At 69.8% G+C, this 15,295-nt stretch carries 14 protein-coding genes; 8 read left to right on the forward strand and 6 right to left on the reverse strand.

What is annotated here, in order from left to right:
- Positions 1–163 precede the first annotated feature (163 nt).
- Positions 164–3,187 carry a carbohydrate binding domain-containing protein gene (locus tag ACIQNU_RS41300; RefSeq protein ID WP_401377081.1) on the reverse strand — a complete coding sequence of 1,008 codons (3,024 nt, stop codon included), beginning with the start codon at positions 3,185–3,187 and terminating at the stop codon, positions 164–166.
- A gap of 410 nt (positions 3,188–3,597) precedes the next feature.
- Here ACIQNU_RS41300 and ACIQNU_RS41305 point away from each other — a divergent pair, with 410 nt between their 5' ends.
- Complete coding sequence (locus ACIQNU_RS41305; protein WP_401377084.1) at positions 3,598–5,322, forward strand: carbohydrate-binding module family 20 domain-containing protein; 1,725 nt, start codon at positions 3,598–3,600, stop codon at positions 5,320–5,322.
- 103 nt (positions 5,323–5,425) lie between these two features.
- Here ACIQNU_RS41305 and ACIQNU_RS41310 read toward each other — a convergent pair whose 3' ends face one another.
- Complete coding sequence (locus ACIQNU_RS41310) at positions 5,426–6,364, reverse strand: EamA family transporter (RefSeq protein ID WP_401377087.1); 939 nt, start codon at positions 6,362–6,364, stop codon at positions 5,426–5,428.
- Here ACIQNU_RS41310 and ACIQNU_RS41315 point away from each other — a divergent pair.
- From ACIQNU_RS41315 to ACIQNU_RS41330, 4 genes are all read left to right on the forward strand, one after another.
- The gene (locus tag ACIQNU_RS41315) at positions 6,363–6,923 is read left to right on the forward strand and encodes a MarR family winged helix-turn-helix transcriptional regulator (RefSeq protein WP_401377089.1); all 561 of its coding nucleotides are present in this window, start codon (positions 6,363–6,365) and stop codon (positions 6,921–6,923) included. The genes ACIQNU_RS41310 and ACIQNU_RS41315 overlap by 2 nt on opposite strands.
- Before the next feature lie 73 nt (positions 6,924–6,996).
- Entirely contained in the window at positions 6,997–7,602 is a 606-nt protein-coding gene (locus ACIQNU_RS41320; RefSeq protein WP_401377092.1) for a peptidoglycan-binding protein, read from the forward strand.
- Between the two features lie 72 nt (positions 7,603–7,674).
- A complete protein-coding gene (locus ACIQNU_RS41325; protein WP_401377095.1) occupies positions 7,675–8,478 on the forward strand; it encodes a DUF427 domain-containing protein in 804 nt (267 codons plus the stop codon).
- A 98-nt stretch (positions 8,479–8,576) separates the two neighbouring features.
- Entirely contained in the window at positions 8,577–9,143 is a 567-nt protein-coding gene (locus ACIQNU_RS41330; RefSeq protein WP_401377098.1) for a YcxB family protein, read from the forward strand.
- Positions 9,144–9,166: 23 nt separating this feature from the next.
- On the opposite strand, the gene ACIQNU_RS41335 is transcribed toward ACIQNU_RS41330, so the two are convergent.
- The 3 genes from ACIQNU_RS41335 to ACIQNU_RS41345 all read right to left on the reverse strand — a co-directional run bounded on the left by ACIQNU_RS41335 (position 9,167) and on the right by ACIQNU_RS41345 (position 11,961).
- Complete coding sequence (locus tag ACIQNU_RS41335; protein ID WP_401377101.1) at positions 9,167–9,460, reverse strand: DUF1330 domain-containing protein; 294 nt, start codon at positions 9,458–9,460, stop codon at positions 9,167–9,169.
- A 168-nt stretch (positions 9,461–9,628) separates the two neighbouring features.
- A complete protein-coding gene (locus ACIQNU_RS41340; protein ID WP_401377131.1) occupies positions 9,629–11,077 on the reverse strand; it encodes an MFS transporter in 1,449 nt (482 codons plus the stop codon).
- A 128-nt stretch (positions 11,078–11,205) separates the two neighbouring features.
- The gene (locus ACIQNU_RS41345) at positions 11,206–11,961 is read right to left on the reverse strand and encodes a TetR/AcrR family transcriptional regulator (RefSeq protein WP_401377104.1); all 756 of its coding nucleotides are present in this window, start codon (positions 11,959–11,961) and stop codon (positions 11,206–11,208) included.
- A gap of 128 nt (positions 11,962–12,089) precedes the next feature.
- Between ACIQNU_RS41345 and ACIQNU_RS41350 the strand changes: the two genes are divergently transcribed.
- Positions 12,090–13,049: an NAD(P)-dependent alcohol dehydrogenase gene (locus tag ACIQNU_RS41350; protein ID WP_401377133.1), complete on the forward strand. Its 960-nt coding sequence runs from the start codon at positions 12,090–12,092 to the stop codon at positions 13,047–13,049.
- Between the two features lie 177 nt (positions 13,050–13,226).
- Positions 13,227–14,189 carry an EamA family transporter gene (locus ACIQNU_RS41355; protein ID WP_401377107.1) on the forward strand — a complete coding sequence of 321 codons (963 nt, stop codon included), beginning with the start codon at positions 13,227–13,229 and terminating at the stop codon, positions 14,187–14,189.
- Between the two features lie 30 nt (positions 14,190–14,219).
- On the opposite strand, the gene ACIQNU_RS41360 is transcribed toward ACIQNU_RS41355, so the two are convergent.
- Positions 14,220–14,813, reverse strand: a complete 594-nt coding sequence (locus ACIQNU_RS41360) for a TetR/AcrR family transcriptional regulator (RefSeq protein ID WP_401377108.1) — start codon at positions 14,811–14,813, stop codon at positions 14,220–14,222.
- A 208-nt stretch (positions 14,814–15,021) separates the two neighbouring features.
- On the opposite strand from ACIQNU_RS41360, the gene ACIQNU_RS41365 reads away from it, so the two are divergent.
- A partial coding sequence (locus ACIQNU_RS41365) for an SDR family NAD(P)-dependent oxidoreductase (protein ID WP_401377111.1) occupies positions 15,022–15,295 on the forward strand: 274 nt, incomplete at its 3' end.

Genomic DNA, 15,295 nt, shown 5'->3' on the forward strand with positions numbered 1-15,295 from the left:
TGCCTGCGGTTGGTCGGCACGCCGACCAACCGCAGCGAAAAGAACTAGTAAGGGGACCCTAAGTTAGGTGACCCTCACGATCAAGTTGAGGGCCACGAACCCCGCTGTGACGGAGCCCACAGGGAGGTGTGTTGCTTGAGGTGCGTGCTGCTTGAGGTGCGTGCTACTTGAGGTACGGGCCGTCGGTCCCGATCTTTCCGGGGCCGCCCAGTACGTACACCCGCAGATTGCCCTTCCCCGGCGCCGCCGAGGTCAGCGTGCCGTTGGTGACGGTCCTGGTCTCACCCGTCACGGCCTCCGTGTACGTGCCGTTGGGTATCCCGCCGAAGGTCGCGCCGCCCGTGACGGTGACGAGCGCGAAACTGTCCGTCGCCCCTTCCGTGTAGCGGCGCTTGAACGCCATCTGGCCGGTCACGCCCTCGGTCGAGTACTGGCCCATCTGGAGCGCGGGCACGGCCCGGCGGATCAGGTTGAGCCGCTGGAGCTGTTTGACCAGGGGCTGGTCGAGGGTGGTCGCGACCTCACCGCTCGCGGAGGCGACCGCACCGAAGCCGGACGCCTTCACCGTGCCGGCCAGATGGTCGCCGAAGTAGGCGCGGCCCGTGCCCGCCAGCGGACAGGACGGCCCGCAGTCGATCTGCTTCCCCTTCTGGAACTCGATCTCCGAGCCGTAGTACAGCGTGGGGATGCCACGGAAGGTCCACATCAGCGCCATGTTCTCGGCCCAGGCGTCGGTGCCGCCGCTGTAGCGCGTACTGCTCTTGTTCGGCCCGTAGTCGTGACTGTCGACGTACACGACGTTGTACGTGGCGTCGTTCGTCGAGTCGTCCGAGTCCTTGCCGTTGTTGTACGCGTTCTGCGCGTCACCGAAGTTCATGTGCATCCGCATGTCGATGATGTTCATGCCGGAGAACCTGCTGTGGTCCGGGGTGTGGTAGCTGTTCCCGTTCAGGAAGGCGTTGGCCGACGTCGGCTGCTGCCCGGTGCCGAGCTGTTCCTCGTAGGTGTACTGCTCGATGGCCGCCGCCTCGTCGTCGGCGCTGTACTCCTTGCGCTCCTTCCAGGTGTAGAACTGCGCGGAGTGGTTGACGGAGCCGCGGTTCCACTTGTCGTTGACGAAGGCCGCGACCTCGCCGAAGACGAAGAAGTTCCGTGCCGCTTCGGCGCCGAACTTCTGGGTGACACGGTCCTGGATCGCGGGCAGGAAGCGCCGGTTCCAGGTGACCCTCGGGATGTGCACGGCGGTGTCGACGCGGAAGCCGTCCACCCCCATGTCGATGTACTTGTCGTAGGCGCCGATCAGATAGTTCTGCACGGGCGCCGACTCCGTGTCGAAGTCCGCGAGATCCTCGTGCAGCCAGCACGAACGCGAGTCCTCGCCCTCCCAGTTGCCGATCCAGCACTGGTGGTAGTACCGCTTGGGGAACATGCCCGATGTGGGGCTGGGCCACTGGCAGTTGTACAGCGTGTACCCCTCGGGGCTCTTGCCGCCCGTGGGCTTGCCCCAGTTGAGACACGTGTTCCCGGACGGCTCGGCCGTGGACCAGAGGTCGCCGTTGTAGTACGCCTTGCCGGACTTCGGATCGACGGTCAGCCCGTCGTACTCGAAGCCCGCGCTCGGCTCGTCGTAGTACCAGCTCCACTGGCTGTCCCGGACGCCGTAGACCGTCGGCGTGAACAGGCCCTTGGCGCCCCACCGGGAGCTGTGGTTGTAGACGACGTCCTGGTAGATCTTCATGCCCTTGGCGTGCGCCGCGTTGATCAGGTCCTGGTAGGAGGCTCCCGCGGACTCCAGGCGCGGGTCCACCTTGTAGAAGTCGTAGCCGTGATACCCGTGGTAGTCGTAGTCCGACCGGTTGAGGACCACCGGGGTGATCCACACGGCCGAGAATCCGAGCGCCTTGACGTAGTCCAGCTTGTCGACCAGGCCCTTGAAGTCGCCCCGGAACATGGGGTCGTTGTTCGCCGCGTTGCCGGACTTCACATGCTGGCTGCCGCCGCGGTTGTTGGCGGGGTCCCCGTCCTGGAAGCGGGCGGTGAGGACGAAGTAGATGGGGTCCTTGCGCGGATCGGTGCCGAGCGGTGTGCCGGACGCCGGTTCCGGCGCCTTCTCGCCGGTCACCACCGTGACGGGCGCGGAGGCCGCCGAGGTGTTGCCCGCCGCGTCGACGGCCTTCACCGTGTAGGTGTACGCGGTCTTCTCCTCCAGGCCCGTGTCGGAGTACACCGTGGAGCCGACGTCGGTGACGACCGTGCCCTTGGTGCTTCCGGTCCGGGTGAGCTGATATTTCGTCACGGCCCTGTTGTCGGTGGACGGTTCCCAGGACACGACCACCGAGGTGTATGTGGCGCTGGCCGTGACCTTCGCCGGGACGCTCGGCGCCTCGGTGTCCGGTTCCTCGGCGGCGCACGGGTCCTTGGCGTCCCGGGTGACGGTTCTGTCCCGCACGGTGGTGACGCCGGTCGGGAGGCTGTAGTCGGCGCCGTTGTTGTTGTCCCACACACCGTTGCCGTTGTTGAACGCGGCCTTCATCGAGGTCGCCGCGCCCAGGTCGACGGTCCGCTTCCACCAGCCGGTGCAGGCCGCCTCCATCCCGACCCCGGGCACCGCCGTCCAGGAGCCCCCGGCGGGTGCGTAGTGGAGGTTGGCGGTCGTCCAACCCGAGGTCGCCGTCGAGTAGTACACCGTCGCCGCGTTGCCGCCGGGATCCGGGCCCGGGTCCGTGCCGGCGCACGGATCGCTGTGCGCCACCACGCCGTCCTTGACGGTGATGTCTCCGGTGCCCAGCGCGTAGTTGGAGCCGCCGTTGTTGTCCCACACTCCGGAGCCGTTGTTGAAGGTGGCCTGAAGTCCGGCGGCCGAGCCGAGGTCGACGATCTGCTTCACCCAGTCGGTGCAGGCCGCCTCCATCCGTACCCCTGGCACGGTGGTCCAGGAGCCGCCGTCGGGCGCGTAGTGCAGATAGGTGGCTGGCCAGTTCTTGGTCTTCGTGTAGTAGAAGATCGTCGCGGAGGTGGCGGCCTGGGCGGCGGCCGGTTCCATGCGGGTGGACGAGGTGGGAGAGGTGTCCGGTGCTCCCGTGAGCGGTCCGAGGAGTCCGAGTAGTGCGGCGGCCGTCACGAACGCCACGAACGGGCGTCGTCGGCGGTGGTGGTGCGGGCGTGGGCGCGGGGGCGTGCGTCTCATGGGCGTCTCCGTCGAAAAGAGAACCTGAAAGCACCTGCAAGTTCTTGCGGCGTGGAAGCTACAGGTCCATGACAGGGACGTAAAGGGGTCCGGCGGAACGGACGTCCGGGGGTGATCTGGGACAACGGGCCCGCGCGCGTGCATGTGCGTGCGCGGGCCGACAGTGTGAAGTGCCGCTCCCGCCCCGATGGTTGAGGCTCCCGGGACGCATGGGTCCGAGCCCCCGATTCTGATCGTTCAGTGTTCAAAGGGTTGACCCCGCAAGGGATGCGTTCTACGGTCCCGATCGCAAGAAATTGCTGAAAGTTTTCCGAAAGATCCTTCATGTGAGCGCCGGTCAGGGCGGGTTGGAGACGCGCCGGCCGGTGACATCCGTACGGGCACCCGCAGCCCCACCTCCTGGAGGTCCCATGCACGGCCGAACCACCGCTGCGCGCAGACCTGTTGCCGCCGCCCTCGCGACGGCGGCCATCCTCGGCGGCCTCGTCGTCGGCACCGCACCGGCACAGGCGTCACCCCCCGGCACGAAGGACGTCACCGCGGTCCTGTTCGAATGGAACTTCGCCTCCGTGGCGAGGGAGTGCACGAACACCCTGGGCCCGGCCGGATACGGCTATGTCCAGGTGTCCCCGCCCGCCGAGCACATCCAGGGCGCGCAGTGGTGGACCTCCTACCAGCCCGTGAGCTACAAGATCGCGGGCCGGCTCGGTGACCGCACCGCGTTCAAGAACATGGTCGACACCTGTCACGCGGCCGGCGTGAAGGTCGTCGCGGACAGCGTCATCAACCACATGTCCGCCGGCTCCGGCACCGGCACCGGCGGCTCCTCGTACACGAAGTACAACTACCCGGGCCTCTACTCGATGCCCGACTTCGACGACTGCACCAGCCAGATCACCAACTACCAGGACCGCTGGAACGTCCAGCACTGCGAGCTGGTGGGCCTGGCCGACCTGGACACCGGCGAGGAGTACGTCCGCAAGACCATCGCCGGATACCTCAACGACCTGCTCTCCCTGGGCATCGACGGATTCCGTATCGACGCGGCCAAGCACATGCCCGCCGACGACCTCGCCAACATCAAGTCCCGGCTCACCAACCCGAACGCCTACTGGAAACAGGAGGCGATCTACGGCGCGGGCGAGGCCGTCCAGCCCACCGAGTACCTCGGCACCGGCGACGTCCAGGAGTTCCGCTACGCCCGCGACCTCAAGCGGGTCTTCAACGGCGAGAAACTGGCGTACCTCAACAACTTCGGCGAGGGCTGGGGCTACATGTCCTCCGGCAAGTCCGCCGTCTTCGTCGACAACCACGACACCGAGCGCGGCGGCGACACCCTCAACTACAAGGACGGCGCGAACTACACCCTCGCCAACGTCTTCATGCTCGCCTGGCCCTACGGATCGCCGGACATCAACTCCGGATACGAGTGGTCCGACAAGGACGCCGGACCGCCCAACGGCGGTGCGGTGAGCGCCTGTTACCAGAACGGCTGGAAGTGCCAGCACGCCTGGCGGGAGATCAGCTCCATGGTCGCCCTCCGCAACACGGCGCGCGGCCAGGCCGTCACCAACTGGTGGGACAACGGCAACAACGCCATCGCGTTCGGCCGGGGCAGCGCCGCGTACGTGGCCATCAACCACGAGTCCTCACCGCTGACCCGCACCTACCAGACCTCACTCGCGGCCGGTGACTACTGCGACGTCCAGAGCGGCAAGGGCGTCACCGTGAACTCCTCGGGGCAGTTCACCGCGACGCTCGGCGCCAACACCGCGCTCGCCCTGCACACCGGAGCCCGCACGTGCGGCGGAAGCGGCGGCGGAACCGACCCGGGGACCCCGGCCACCGGCGCCTCCTTCGGCGTCAGCGCCACCACGGCCTGGGGCGAGAACATCTACGTCACCGGCGACCAGTCCGCACTCGGCACCTGGAACACGGGCAGCGCGCTGAAGCTCGACTCCGCGAGCTACCCGGTCTGGAAGCTCGACGTGGCCCTGCCCGCCGGGACGACCTTCGCGTACAAGTACCTGCGTAAGGACGCGGCGGGCAACGTCACCTGGGAGACGGGCGCCAACCGCTCCGCGACGGTCCCGGGCAGCGGACGGGTCACCCTGAACGACACGTGGCGCGGCTGACATCTCCCACTGCACCCCTTCGGGCGGTGACCTCTGGGCGACCGGGGGCCACCGCCCGTACCCGTCCCACGGGGTCATCACGCCCTCACCACGAAGTACTCGTTCAGTCCGGACGAGGAAGTCCCTCGGCCGGGCGCCGGGCGCGTGCGGTCGCCGCTCGCCGGCGGGAGCGGGCGAGGAGGGGCCGGAGGAGAGGCCCGAGGAGGGGCTGGCCGATGAGGATGCCGGTGAGGACCATGGCCAGGCCCGTGATCTGGCGGGCGGTCAGGGTCTCGCCGGCGAGTGCCACGCCGAGGAGTACACCGGTCACGGGGTTGAGCAGGCCGATGAGGCCGACGGTCGCCGCGGGCAGATGTCGCAGGCCGGCGAACCACGCGGCGAAGGCGAGTGCCGTCGCCACGACGGTGACGTACAGGAAGGCGAGCACCGCGCCCGTGTCGAGCGGTGGCGGCGCGCCCTCCACCACGACGGCCGCCGGAAGCAGCAACAGACCCCCGGCGACGAGCTGCCAGGAGGTCGACGCGAGGACGTCCACCTCGCCACCCCAGCGCTTGGCCAGGACATAGCCGAGCGACGACAGCAGCATCGCCGAGACCGAGGCGAGGACGCCCAGCCCGCTCATGGCGGTCGCACCGGTGAGCAGCATCAGGCTCACGCCCGCGATCCCGATGACCGCCCCGGCCAGCGGCAGGGCGCGTGGGCGCTCCGCGACCAGCGCCCACGCGAGCAGCATCAGCACCACCGGCGAGGTCGCCATGACGGCCGACGCGATGCTCGTGGGCAGCAGTTGCGCCGAGAGATAGATCAGGGCGAAGAACGCGCCCATGTTCAAGGCGCCGAGGACCAGGGACTTCCACCACCAGGCGCCGTGCGGACGCCGTCGGCACACGGCAAGCAGCAGCAGTCCCGCGGGCAGTGCCCGGATCGCCGCGCCGTACAGCGGCCGGTCGTCGGGCAGGTACTCGTGCGTGACGAAATAGTTCGTCCCCCAGGCCACGGGGGCGATCGCCGTGACGAGGGACCAGCGTAGAATACCTTCCATGGAAGACAATGTACCTTCCGTGGAAGGTATCGCGCGACCGTCGGACGTGCCACGCGACCATGTGGCCCGTATCCAGGCCGAGTGGGCCCGCGAACGCCCCGACGTCGACGTCCGCCCCCAGGGTGTGATCGGGCGCCTGCACCGCCTCGCCGGACTGCTCACCGGACAGCTCGTCGCCGTCTACGAGCGCTACGGCCTCAGCGAGGGCGAGTTCGACGTGCTGGCCGCGCTGCGCCGGGCCGGGGACCCGTTCGAGCGAGCCCCGGGGGAACTCGCCGCGTTCACCATGGTCACCACGGGTGCCATGACCAAGCGGGTCGACCGGCTCGAACGGGAAGGACTGGTCACCCGGCGCCGTTCCGCCGCCGACGGGCGCGGCCGGGTGGTCGCCCTGACGCCCGCAGGGCGGGAGTTGATCGACCAGGCGTTCACGGAGCACATGCGCAATGAGCGCCGCCTGCTCGACGACCTGTCGGCGGACGACGCCGCGCACCTGGAACAGCTCCTGACGACCTGGCTGGCACGTCTGGAGGCCCCGCTCGCACAGGATCGCCGCTGAGCTGAACGCCCCGGCCGCCGCACCCGTATCACCCGTCAGCCATGCCAGGCGTCCCCATGCCGGAAGGGGCAGCATGCCGACGAGCGATCCGGACCCATCGGGCGAGCCGACCCGCACGGGCCGGCCAAAGGCCCTGGAACCCACCCGCGTCCTGACGCGACCGCGCGCCCGGACGCTCGCGGAGATGTTCTACGGGGAGCCGGCGGCCGGCGACTCCTCGGCTGCGGCGCCGATCCCCACAGATCCCGCTCACTCCCGCGCCCGACGCGCCGTCATCGCGGTGGCCGTCGCCGTCCCGGCCCTCGTCGCCCTGGGCATCGTCCTCCTGCTGACCCTCGACAGCGGCGGAACCACCGACCGCGCCACCCCCTCCGCACCGTCCGCCGAACGGGAACCCCCGGCCGCCCGGACCTCGCCCACCGACGCCGACCCGGACGGCCCCGGCACACTCCGCGAAGGAGACACCGGACCGGCCGTGACCGACCTCCAGAAACGCCTCCGGCGGATCCCCGACGTGTACGACCCGGGCGCCCCCGTCACCGGCAGCTACGACGCCCCGCTCACCGATGCGGTGGCCCGATTCCAGCTCTGGTACGGAGTCCGGGGCGACGAGACCGGCGTCTACGGCGACGACACACGGCTCGCGCTCGAATCCCGCACCGAAGGCGGCCCGGAGTAGCGTGAAACGTGGTGCTTCCGCACCTCCCGGTCCGTCCGAGTCGGTTGCAGAAGTTGGTCAGGAGAAGTCGAGATGAGCCCACTCACCACCGCTCGCGGCATCAGGACCACCCCCGAAGGCATCAGCTGGGAGCCCGGCGCACGGTGGGTACGGGGGCGCAAGGGAGACGTCACCGTCGTCGACAGCAGGCATCCGGTCCTCGTCTGGGAGCCCGACCGGCCCGTACCGCTGTACGCCTTCCCGCGCGCCGACGTCCGTGAGGATCTGCTCCGCCCCGCCCAGAACCCACCCCTCGGCAAGCACACCGGCTCGCAGATCTTCTACGACCTGGAGGTGGGCGGCGAGACCGTCGAGAACGCCGCGTGGGTGTTCCCCGCCGACGATCTCGCCGGCCACATCGCCTTCGCGTGGTTCCTGCACGGGGAGACCGTCCTCGACCACTGGTACGAGGAGGAGGAAGAGATCTTCATCCACCCCCGGGACCCGCACAAACGCGTCGACGCACTGCCGAGCAGCCGGCACGTGAGGGTCGAGATCGAGGGCACGGTCGTCGCGGACACGCACCGGCCGGTGCTGCTCTTCGAAACGGGCCTCCCCGTCCGGTACTACATCCCGCGCGAGGACGTCCGCCTCGACCTCTTCACCCCCACGGACCACGCCAGCGGCTGCCCGTACAAAGGCACCGCCACCTACTGGTCCTGGTCCGGCGAGGGCGACGTACCGCCGAACGTCGTCTGGAGCTACCTGGAGCCACTGCCCGCCGTCGCGGCGGTCCAGGGCCTCATCGCCTTCTACAACGAGGCAGTCGACATCACGGTGGACGGCGAACGCCTGAACCGCCCGACGACGGTCTTCACCCAACAACTCGGAAGGTGAGGCGACGCCCGCGACGAGGCCGGCGGGGTCACCGCCGTCGCGACGGCACCATCACTGGTGTTCGGTAGGATTCGCGGGCTTCGTAACGGGGAGGGAACATGGCCGAGGGCCGCGGTGTCGAAGGTGCCGGGACCGGCGCGGAAGTCGCTGACAACGACGTGGAAGGGCAGAACGCCGTTCAGTTGGTGTACCGGCCCGGGGCCGCTGACACGCTGGCCGGTCTGCGGGTGCGTGAGCGCGTCAAGCGGACCGGGCTGCTGTTGCGGTGGGTGTTCCTCGTACTGTGGACAGGGCAGTGGTTGCTCTCCGCCGTGGGCCGCGGGAGCGTGGACGTGGTCTCGACCGTGCTGTTCTTGTTCGTCGTGGCGCTGGTGTGGGGGTATCCGCGGATCCAGGCCGCCCACGTGCAGCGGATCATCGGATGGCAGGGCGAGTACCGCGCCACGGTGTCCCCGGCCGGGATCACCTGCCGCACCGACCACAGCACGCTGATCCAGAAGTGGTCCGTCTTCCAGGGATACCGGGAAACGGCAGGCCACTTCGTCCTGCTCAGCCGGGACCCCAACATCATGTGTCTCGATGTCCTGCCCAAGCGGGGCGTGCGGGAGGCCGGCGAGTTGGACCGGCTGCGGGCCGTCCTGGACCAGCACACCCCTCGTGTGTGACGATCCCTCGCGCCCGCTCCGACTCAGTCGAGCGCCTCGATGATGCGGATCTCCCGCTCGGCGCCGTCCCCGAGCGCGGCGCGGGCCGCCCGGTAGTCGGAACTGTTGTACGCGGCGACCGCGGCCTCGACGCTCTCGAACTCGATGAGCGTCGTGCGCTCGGTCGTCCCGGATTCAAAGGCGTGGGCCGGATTCCCGCGCGCGAGGAACGTCCCGCCCGCCGCGCGCATCGCGGGCCCGGCGAGCGCGACGTACGCGGCCAGCTTCTCCTCGTCGTGCACAGCGACGTACGTGTTGATCCAGTAAGCCTTGGCCATGTCCGCTCCCACTTCTCCGACACCGTCTACTGCGTTCTCCGACACCATCTATCACGCTGAACCCCCACGCCCCAGCCGGTGTTCCCACGCGCCGTGCCGCCATGAAGGGGACGAGCGCCGCCGCCGACCCGGTGGTTCCGGGCGGCGGCAGCGGTAGTGGTGGGTGGATCAGTTGCTGACGGCGGGTTCGGCGGCAGTCGTGGACGTGGAGTCTCCTTCCCGGCGCGGCTTGCGGAGGGTGAGGGTGGCCAGGACGGCTCCGGCGGCGGCGACGGCCGCGGCGCCGATGAAGGCGGCGGAGAAACCGTCGGTCAGCGCGGACACATCACCCAGCTTCTCGGCGCCCTGCCCGGCGGCGATGGCGGTCATGGCGGCCAGCCCGAGTGCCGAGCCGATCTGGTAGCTGGTGTTGACGATCCCGGAGGCCAGTCCGCCCTCTTCGGGACGGGCGCTGGAGATGGCCGTACCGAGCGAGGGGATGAAGGCCAGCGACATGCCCACCGCCGCCACGAGCGAGGCGGGCAGGACGTCGACCGCGTAGCTGCCGTCGGGACGTATGAAGGACAGCCACAGCATGCCGGCCGCCAGAGCCGTCATACCGGCGACGATCATCGCCTTGGCCCCGAAGCGGTTCATGAGCCGGGGCGCCGCCACGATCATCATCAGCATCACCGCGCCGGTCATCGGCAGCAGCGCGGAGCCGGACTGGAAGGCCCCGAGGTCCAGGACCTGCTGGAGGTAGAGGTTGAGGAAGAACCACATGGGGATCCACGCGCCGGCCAGGAGCAGTTGGGCGAGGTTGGCGCCCGCGAGCCCGGGGGTGCGGAAGATGCTGAGGCGCATCAACGGCTCGCCCCGCCGCGCCTGGACGGCGATGAACAGGCCGGTCAGGAGCAGACCCGCGGCGAGGACGAGCCAGGTCTGTCCGGCGCCCCAGCCGACCTCCGGTGCCCGGACGACGGCGTAGACGATCGCGCCGAGCCCCGCGGTGACGGTGAGCGCGCCGACGAGGTCGACCGAGCCGCGGCGGGCGGGGGCGGTCGGCATCAGACGGGGGATCGCGATCAGGGTGATCACGGCCACGGGGATGTTGATGTAGAAGACCCACGGCCAGCTCGTGTACTCGGTGATGACACCGCCGAGGAAGACTCCCGCGGTGCCGCCGGCCGGTGCGGCGGCGCCGTAGAGGGCGAACGCCTTGGTCAGCTCCCTCGGTTCGTTGCCGAAGAGCATCATCAGCAGGGTCAGCGCGGACGGTGCGATCAGTGCGGAGCCCGCGCCCTGGACGGCGCGGCCCGCCAACTCGACCCACACCTCGCCCGCCAGACCGGCCATCAGCGAACCGGCGGCCAGTACGGCCCATCCCGCGCTGAACATCCGCTTGGCGCCGAAGAGGTCCGACAGCCGGCCGCCGAGGAGCAGCAGCCCGCCGAAGGCGACGACATAGGCGTTGAAGACCCACGACAGATTGCCCTGGGTGAAACCGAGATCGGTCTGCATCTCGGGCAGGGCCACACCAATGATCGATGTGTCCATGATGACCATGAACTGGGCCATCGCGATGAACGCGAGCGCCCACCAGCGCCGGGTGGCGCCCTGAGCCGGTACGGCCGACATCTCACTCACCTCACATACTCCCTGGGGGTATCTCTCCCAGGAATGAGGGGAACATACCCCAGGGGGGTATCTATTTCAAAGAGGTGATCCGAGGAGGAGTTGCGAGAGGGGGCAGACCTCAGGAAGGGCTACGGCTGCGGCCTCGTGGGCCACGGCACGTGGTACGGGACAGGCGGCGTCGGCGGCAACGGGTCCGCCGGATCGGCCCGATCGGCCCGGAAGGAGGAGATCAGGAGGGCGGCGAGGCGCCGGGACGCGGCAACCGCCGTCTCCGGGGATGCCGTGGAGACACCGCAGTTCGCCATGAGGACGAGCATCAGGTCCGTCCGGTCGAAGTCGGCCCGCAGCTGCCCGGCGTCCTTGGCCCGCTGCGCCAGCACGGCGAACCCCTGCTCGGCGCGCTCCCGTTCACGGTCGAAGTCGACCGCACCGGGGAAGGCGGTCAGGAAGGCCACGGTGAATCCGCGATCGGCCGCGTGCAGGGCGCACAGCTTCTCGATGGCCGTACGGAACCCCCGCCACGGGTCCGGGTCGGCGAGCGCGTCGTCGACGACGGACGCGCAGACCCCGAGTTGGTCGGCGAACACCTCCGTGACCAGGGACTCGCGAGTCGGGAAGCGCCGGTAGAGCGTGGCCACGCCGACACCGGCCCGCCGGGCGACGGCCGCCATCGGCACGTCGAGGCCGCGCGTGGAGAACAGGTCGCGGGCCGCTTCGAGGATGCGGTGGCGATTGAGCAGCGCGTCCGCGCGGAGCCCTTCCGTCCCTGAGGAGGCGCCTCCGGCGGCGCCCGCCGTGCGGGTCTCGGTGTGCGTCGCGGTGTGTGTCGCGGTGTGGGCGGTGGCGGCGGTGGCGGGCGGCATCCGAGAGGAATCGGCGGGCATGTTTCTCACATTAGCTCAAGTGGACTACCCCCTCCATTTAGCGCGTTAGCGTGACTGTCAGTGAGGGCTCGGCGGTCACGCCGGCCTGACTTCGGCAGACAGAGGGAGCGGTAGGAACAGTGAGTGAGATGCGAGCGGCGCTGTACGACAGGTACGGGCCCCCGGACGTGCTGTACGAAGGCAGGGTGCCGAAGCCCGTCGCGGGACCCGGGCTGGTGCTGGTGCGGGTGCGTGCCGCCAGCGTGAACGGGGGCGAACTCATGGGCCGGGCGGGCAAAGTGCGGCTCGTGACGGGACTGGCGGGGCGTGGCTTCCCCAAGCGGACGGGCGTCGACTTCGCCGGAGAGATCGTCGCATTGGGCTCACCGGCGCCCGGCCTGAAGGAGGGTGACCGGGTGTGGGGCGTCATGCCCCGGTCCCAGGGCTTCGGGAGCGCCGCCGAGTACGTGGCCGTACCCCCACGGCACCTCGCGCTCGCGCCGGCCGGGCTCGATCTGGTCGCGGCAGCCGCACTGCCCGCGGGCACGACCGCGATCACCGCGCTCCGGGACAAGGCCCGCATCACGGCGGGGGAGCGCCTGCTGGTGCGCGGCGCGAGCGGCGGAGTCGGCAGCGTTGCCGTCCAGCTCGGCCGCGCGTACGGCGCCCGCGTCACCGCGCTCGCGGGGGCCAAGAACCTGGATCTCGTACGGGAGTTGGGGGCGGACGAAGCCTTCGACTACCGGACCACCGGTCCGGCGGACCTGGGCCGCTTCGATGTCGTACTGGACACGGTCGGCACCGAGTTCCGGGCCTACCGGCGGCTGCTCGCCCCAGGAGGGCGCATGGTGACGATCTCCTTCGACGGCGACCACATCCTCACGTCCCTCTCCTGCATCCTCGCGTCCACCGTCTTCGGCTCGCGCCGCGTGCGGTTCTTCAGCGGCAATCCGACCCGTGAACTGTTCGACGAACTGACCCGGCTGACGGAGAGCGGAGCGATCCGGCCCGTCGTGGACACCGTGCACCCGCTCGCCGACATCGCCGGAGCGCACCGCGCCCTGGAGGCCGGAGGGGTGCGCGGAAAGCACGTGATCCGTATCGGGTAGAGCCACAGGAGAGTGCCGTAGGGGAGCGCTGGGGAAAGCGCTGCCCGAAGACGGGCAAAAACGTTGCCGCGGTCCCCGGTCCATGCCCTACTCTCCTCCTGCGCACAATGCCATGTGCGTAACCTCTGAACACTCATGACCGGGCGCCCGTCGCCCTGCCCAGGAGGCGAGACCCGCATGGCAGCCCCGGCTTCTCCCACGCCCCGCGACACGGCGAGTGCGACCCCGCTCAGCCTGCCCGCCCCCGGCGGACGCCGTATCTCCGGGAAGATCTGGGGGGCGCTCGCGATCGTGTACGTGGTGTGGGGCTCCACGTATCTCGCGATCCGCATCGCCGTGGAGACGCTGCCGCCGTTCCTGTCGGCGGGCGCCCGGTTCCTTGTGGCGGGGCTCGTGCTCGCCGGTCTCGTCGCCTGGCGGCGTGGCCCCTCCACGCTGCGGGTGACCCGGGCCCAACTCGGGTCCGCCGCACTCGTCGGCGTGCTCCTGCTGCTCGGCGGCAACGGCATGGTCGTACTCGCCGAGACCTCGATCCCGTCCGGCCTCGCCGCGCTGCTGGTCGCCGTCGTCCCCGCCTGGGTGGTCGTCCTGCGCGCCGCGTCCGGTGAACGCCCCAGTGCCGCGACCGTCGGCGGTGTACTCGTCGGCATCGTGGGCCTCGTCGTGCTCACCGTCCCCGGGCTCAGCGGTGACGTCCGGCTCAGCGGCGTCCTCATGGTCGTCGGAGGGACCGTGGCCTGGTCGGTGGGCTCCTTCTCCTCGGGCAAACTCTCCATGCCCTCCGACCCGTTCACCGCCAGCGCCTACGAGATGCTCGCGGGCGGTCTCGGCTGTCTGCTGCTCGGACTGGCCCGTGGCGAGCAGCGCGGCCTCGACCTCGGCACCGTCTCGACCCGGTCCTGGCTCGCCTTGGCCTACCTCATCGTCTTCGGCTCCCTGGTCGCCTTCACCGCCTACGCCTGGCTCCTCCTGAGCGCCCCGCTCTCCCTGGTCGCCACCTACGCGTACGTGAACCCGGTCGTCGCCGTCCTGCTCGGCAGCCTGGTCCTCGGCGAAGCCCTCACCTGGCCGATCCTGCTCGGCGGAGCCGTCGTGGTCCTCGGAGTCGGCCTGATCGTCACCACGGAACGCCGACGCTGACCGCACCCGCGGCCCGGGGGGCTCGTCCGGTCAGACGCCCTGTCGACCGCCGTCGCGCCGGCCCGTGCCGTGCAGGAGGGTGTCGACGACCAGGGTCGCGAGTGTGTCGGGGTCCTGGTCGCGGGTGGCGCCGTGCAGCGCCTCGCCGATGAGGGCGTAGTACACGCGGCGTACCCAGTCCAGGTCGGCCGTGGGGGCGAGAAGGCCCTCGTCGCGTGCCCGGCCCAGGAGTTCGACGCAGCGCGCGCCGATCGCGTCCCAGCCTGCCGCCGCGGCACCGCCCTCGTCGGCGGGTCGGCCCAGCGCGAAGCTCCACGCGCCCTTGACCCGCAGGACGTTGGCGGTGATGCGGTGCAGGGCGACCAGGGGTGGTGTGGTGTCCGGCCGCCCATCCTCGACCGCCTCCGACAGTTGCCCAACGGCAGACTCGGTCAGCGCCTCGATCAGCGCGCGCCGGTTGGCGAACCGCCGGTGCACCGTCGTACGGGCGACCCCCGCCGCCTCCGCGATCTGCTCCAGGGACGCGCCGGGGTCGGCGGCCAGGACGCGTTCGGCCGCTTCGAGGATCGCGCGCACACTGCGCTCGGCGTCGGCCCGCAACGGGCGCGCGACGGTCTTGCCCATGGGGACCTCCTGGGGCGGGCGGTGGGTGACCCGTTCCGGACGGCGACTGTCCTGCATTGCGATCTGTCCTGAACGGATGTCCCAAACGATACGTCGGCGGGTCGACTGTCTCCATATCTGCGACATCGCTGTTGCGGTTCTCGCGAAATTCGCTACCGTTGTGTAGCAGATGATGGTGAAGCGACCGCTCGACCGAAGGGGAACCGTCATGTCCGCCTCCGTAAAGCCCACCGCTCTGATCACCGGCGCGTCCTCCGGCCTCGGCGCGGAGTTCGCCGTCCAGCTCGCCGCCCAGGGGCACGACGTCGTCCTGGTGGCCCGCTCCCGCGACCGCCTCGAAGCCCTCGCGGAGCGGCTGCGGTCGACCTGCGGTGTCCAGGCCCATGTCCTAGACGAGTCATTCCGAATGCTGACGGTGTGTCTGGGAACGCAGACAGGGCGTCCAAGATCGTTGTGTGACGAACAACCTGGACGCCCTGCTG

It is taken from the genome of Streptomyces sp. NPDC091292 (genome assembly GCF_044757265.1).
GTDB lineage: Bacteria > Actinomycetota > Actinomycetes > Streptomycetales > Streptomycetaceae > Streptomyces.

Coding starts and splice junctions, on each gene's coding strand:
- ACIQNU_RS41350 (WP_401377133.1), top strand. CDS start 12,090: ATGCGAGCGGCGCTGTACGACAGGTACGGGCCCCCGGACGTGCTGTAC.
- ACIQNU_RS41310 (WP_401377087.1), bottom strand. CDS start 6,364: ATGGAAGGTATTCTACGCTGGTCCCTCGTCACGGCGATCGCCCCCGTG.
- ACIQNU_RS41335 (WP_401377101.1), bottom strand. CDS start 9,460: ATGGCCAAGGCTTACTGGATCAACACGTACGTCGCTGTGCACGACGAG.
- ACIQNU_RS41340 (WP_401377131.1), bottom strand. CDS start 11,077: ATGTCGGCCGTACCGGCTCAGGGCGCCACCCGGCGCTGGTGGGCGCTC.
- ACIQNU_RS41325 (WP_401377095.1), top strand. CDS start 7,675: ATGAGCCCACTCACCACCGCTCGCGGCATCAGGACCACCCCCGAAGGC.
- ACIQNU_RS41305 (WP_401377084.1), top strand. CDS start 3,598: ATGCACGGCCGAACCACCGCTGCGCGCAGACCTGTTGCCGCCGCCCTC.
- ACIQNU_RS41315 (WP_401377089.1), top strand. CDS start 6,363: ATGGAAGACAATGTACCTTCCGTGGAAGGTATCGCGCGACCGTCGGAC.
- ACIQNU_RS41360 (WP_401377108.1), bottom strand. CDS start 14,813: ATGGGCAAGACCGTCGCGCGCCCGTTGCGGGCCGACGCCGAGCGCAGT.
- ACIQNU_RS41300 (WP_401377081.1), bottom strand. CDS start 3,187: ATGAGACGCACGCCCCCGCGCCCACGCCCGCACCACCACCGCCGACGA.
- ACIQNU_RS41320 (WP_401377092.1), top strand. CDS start 6,997: ATGCCGACGAGCGATCCGGACCCATCGGGCGAGCCGACCCGCACGGGC.
- ACIQNU_RS41355 (WP_401377107.1), top strand. CDS start 13,227: ATGGCAGCCCCGGCTTCTCCCACGCCCCGCGACACGGCGAGTGCGACC.
- ACIQNU_RS41330 (WP_401377098.1), top strand. CDS start 8,577: ATGGCCGAGGGCCGCGGTGTCGAAGGTGCCGGGACCGGCGCGGAAGTC.
- ACIQNU_RS41345 (WP_401377104.1), bottom strand. CDS start 11,961: ATGCCCGCCGATTCCTCTCGGATGCCGCCCGCCACCGCCGCCACCGCC.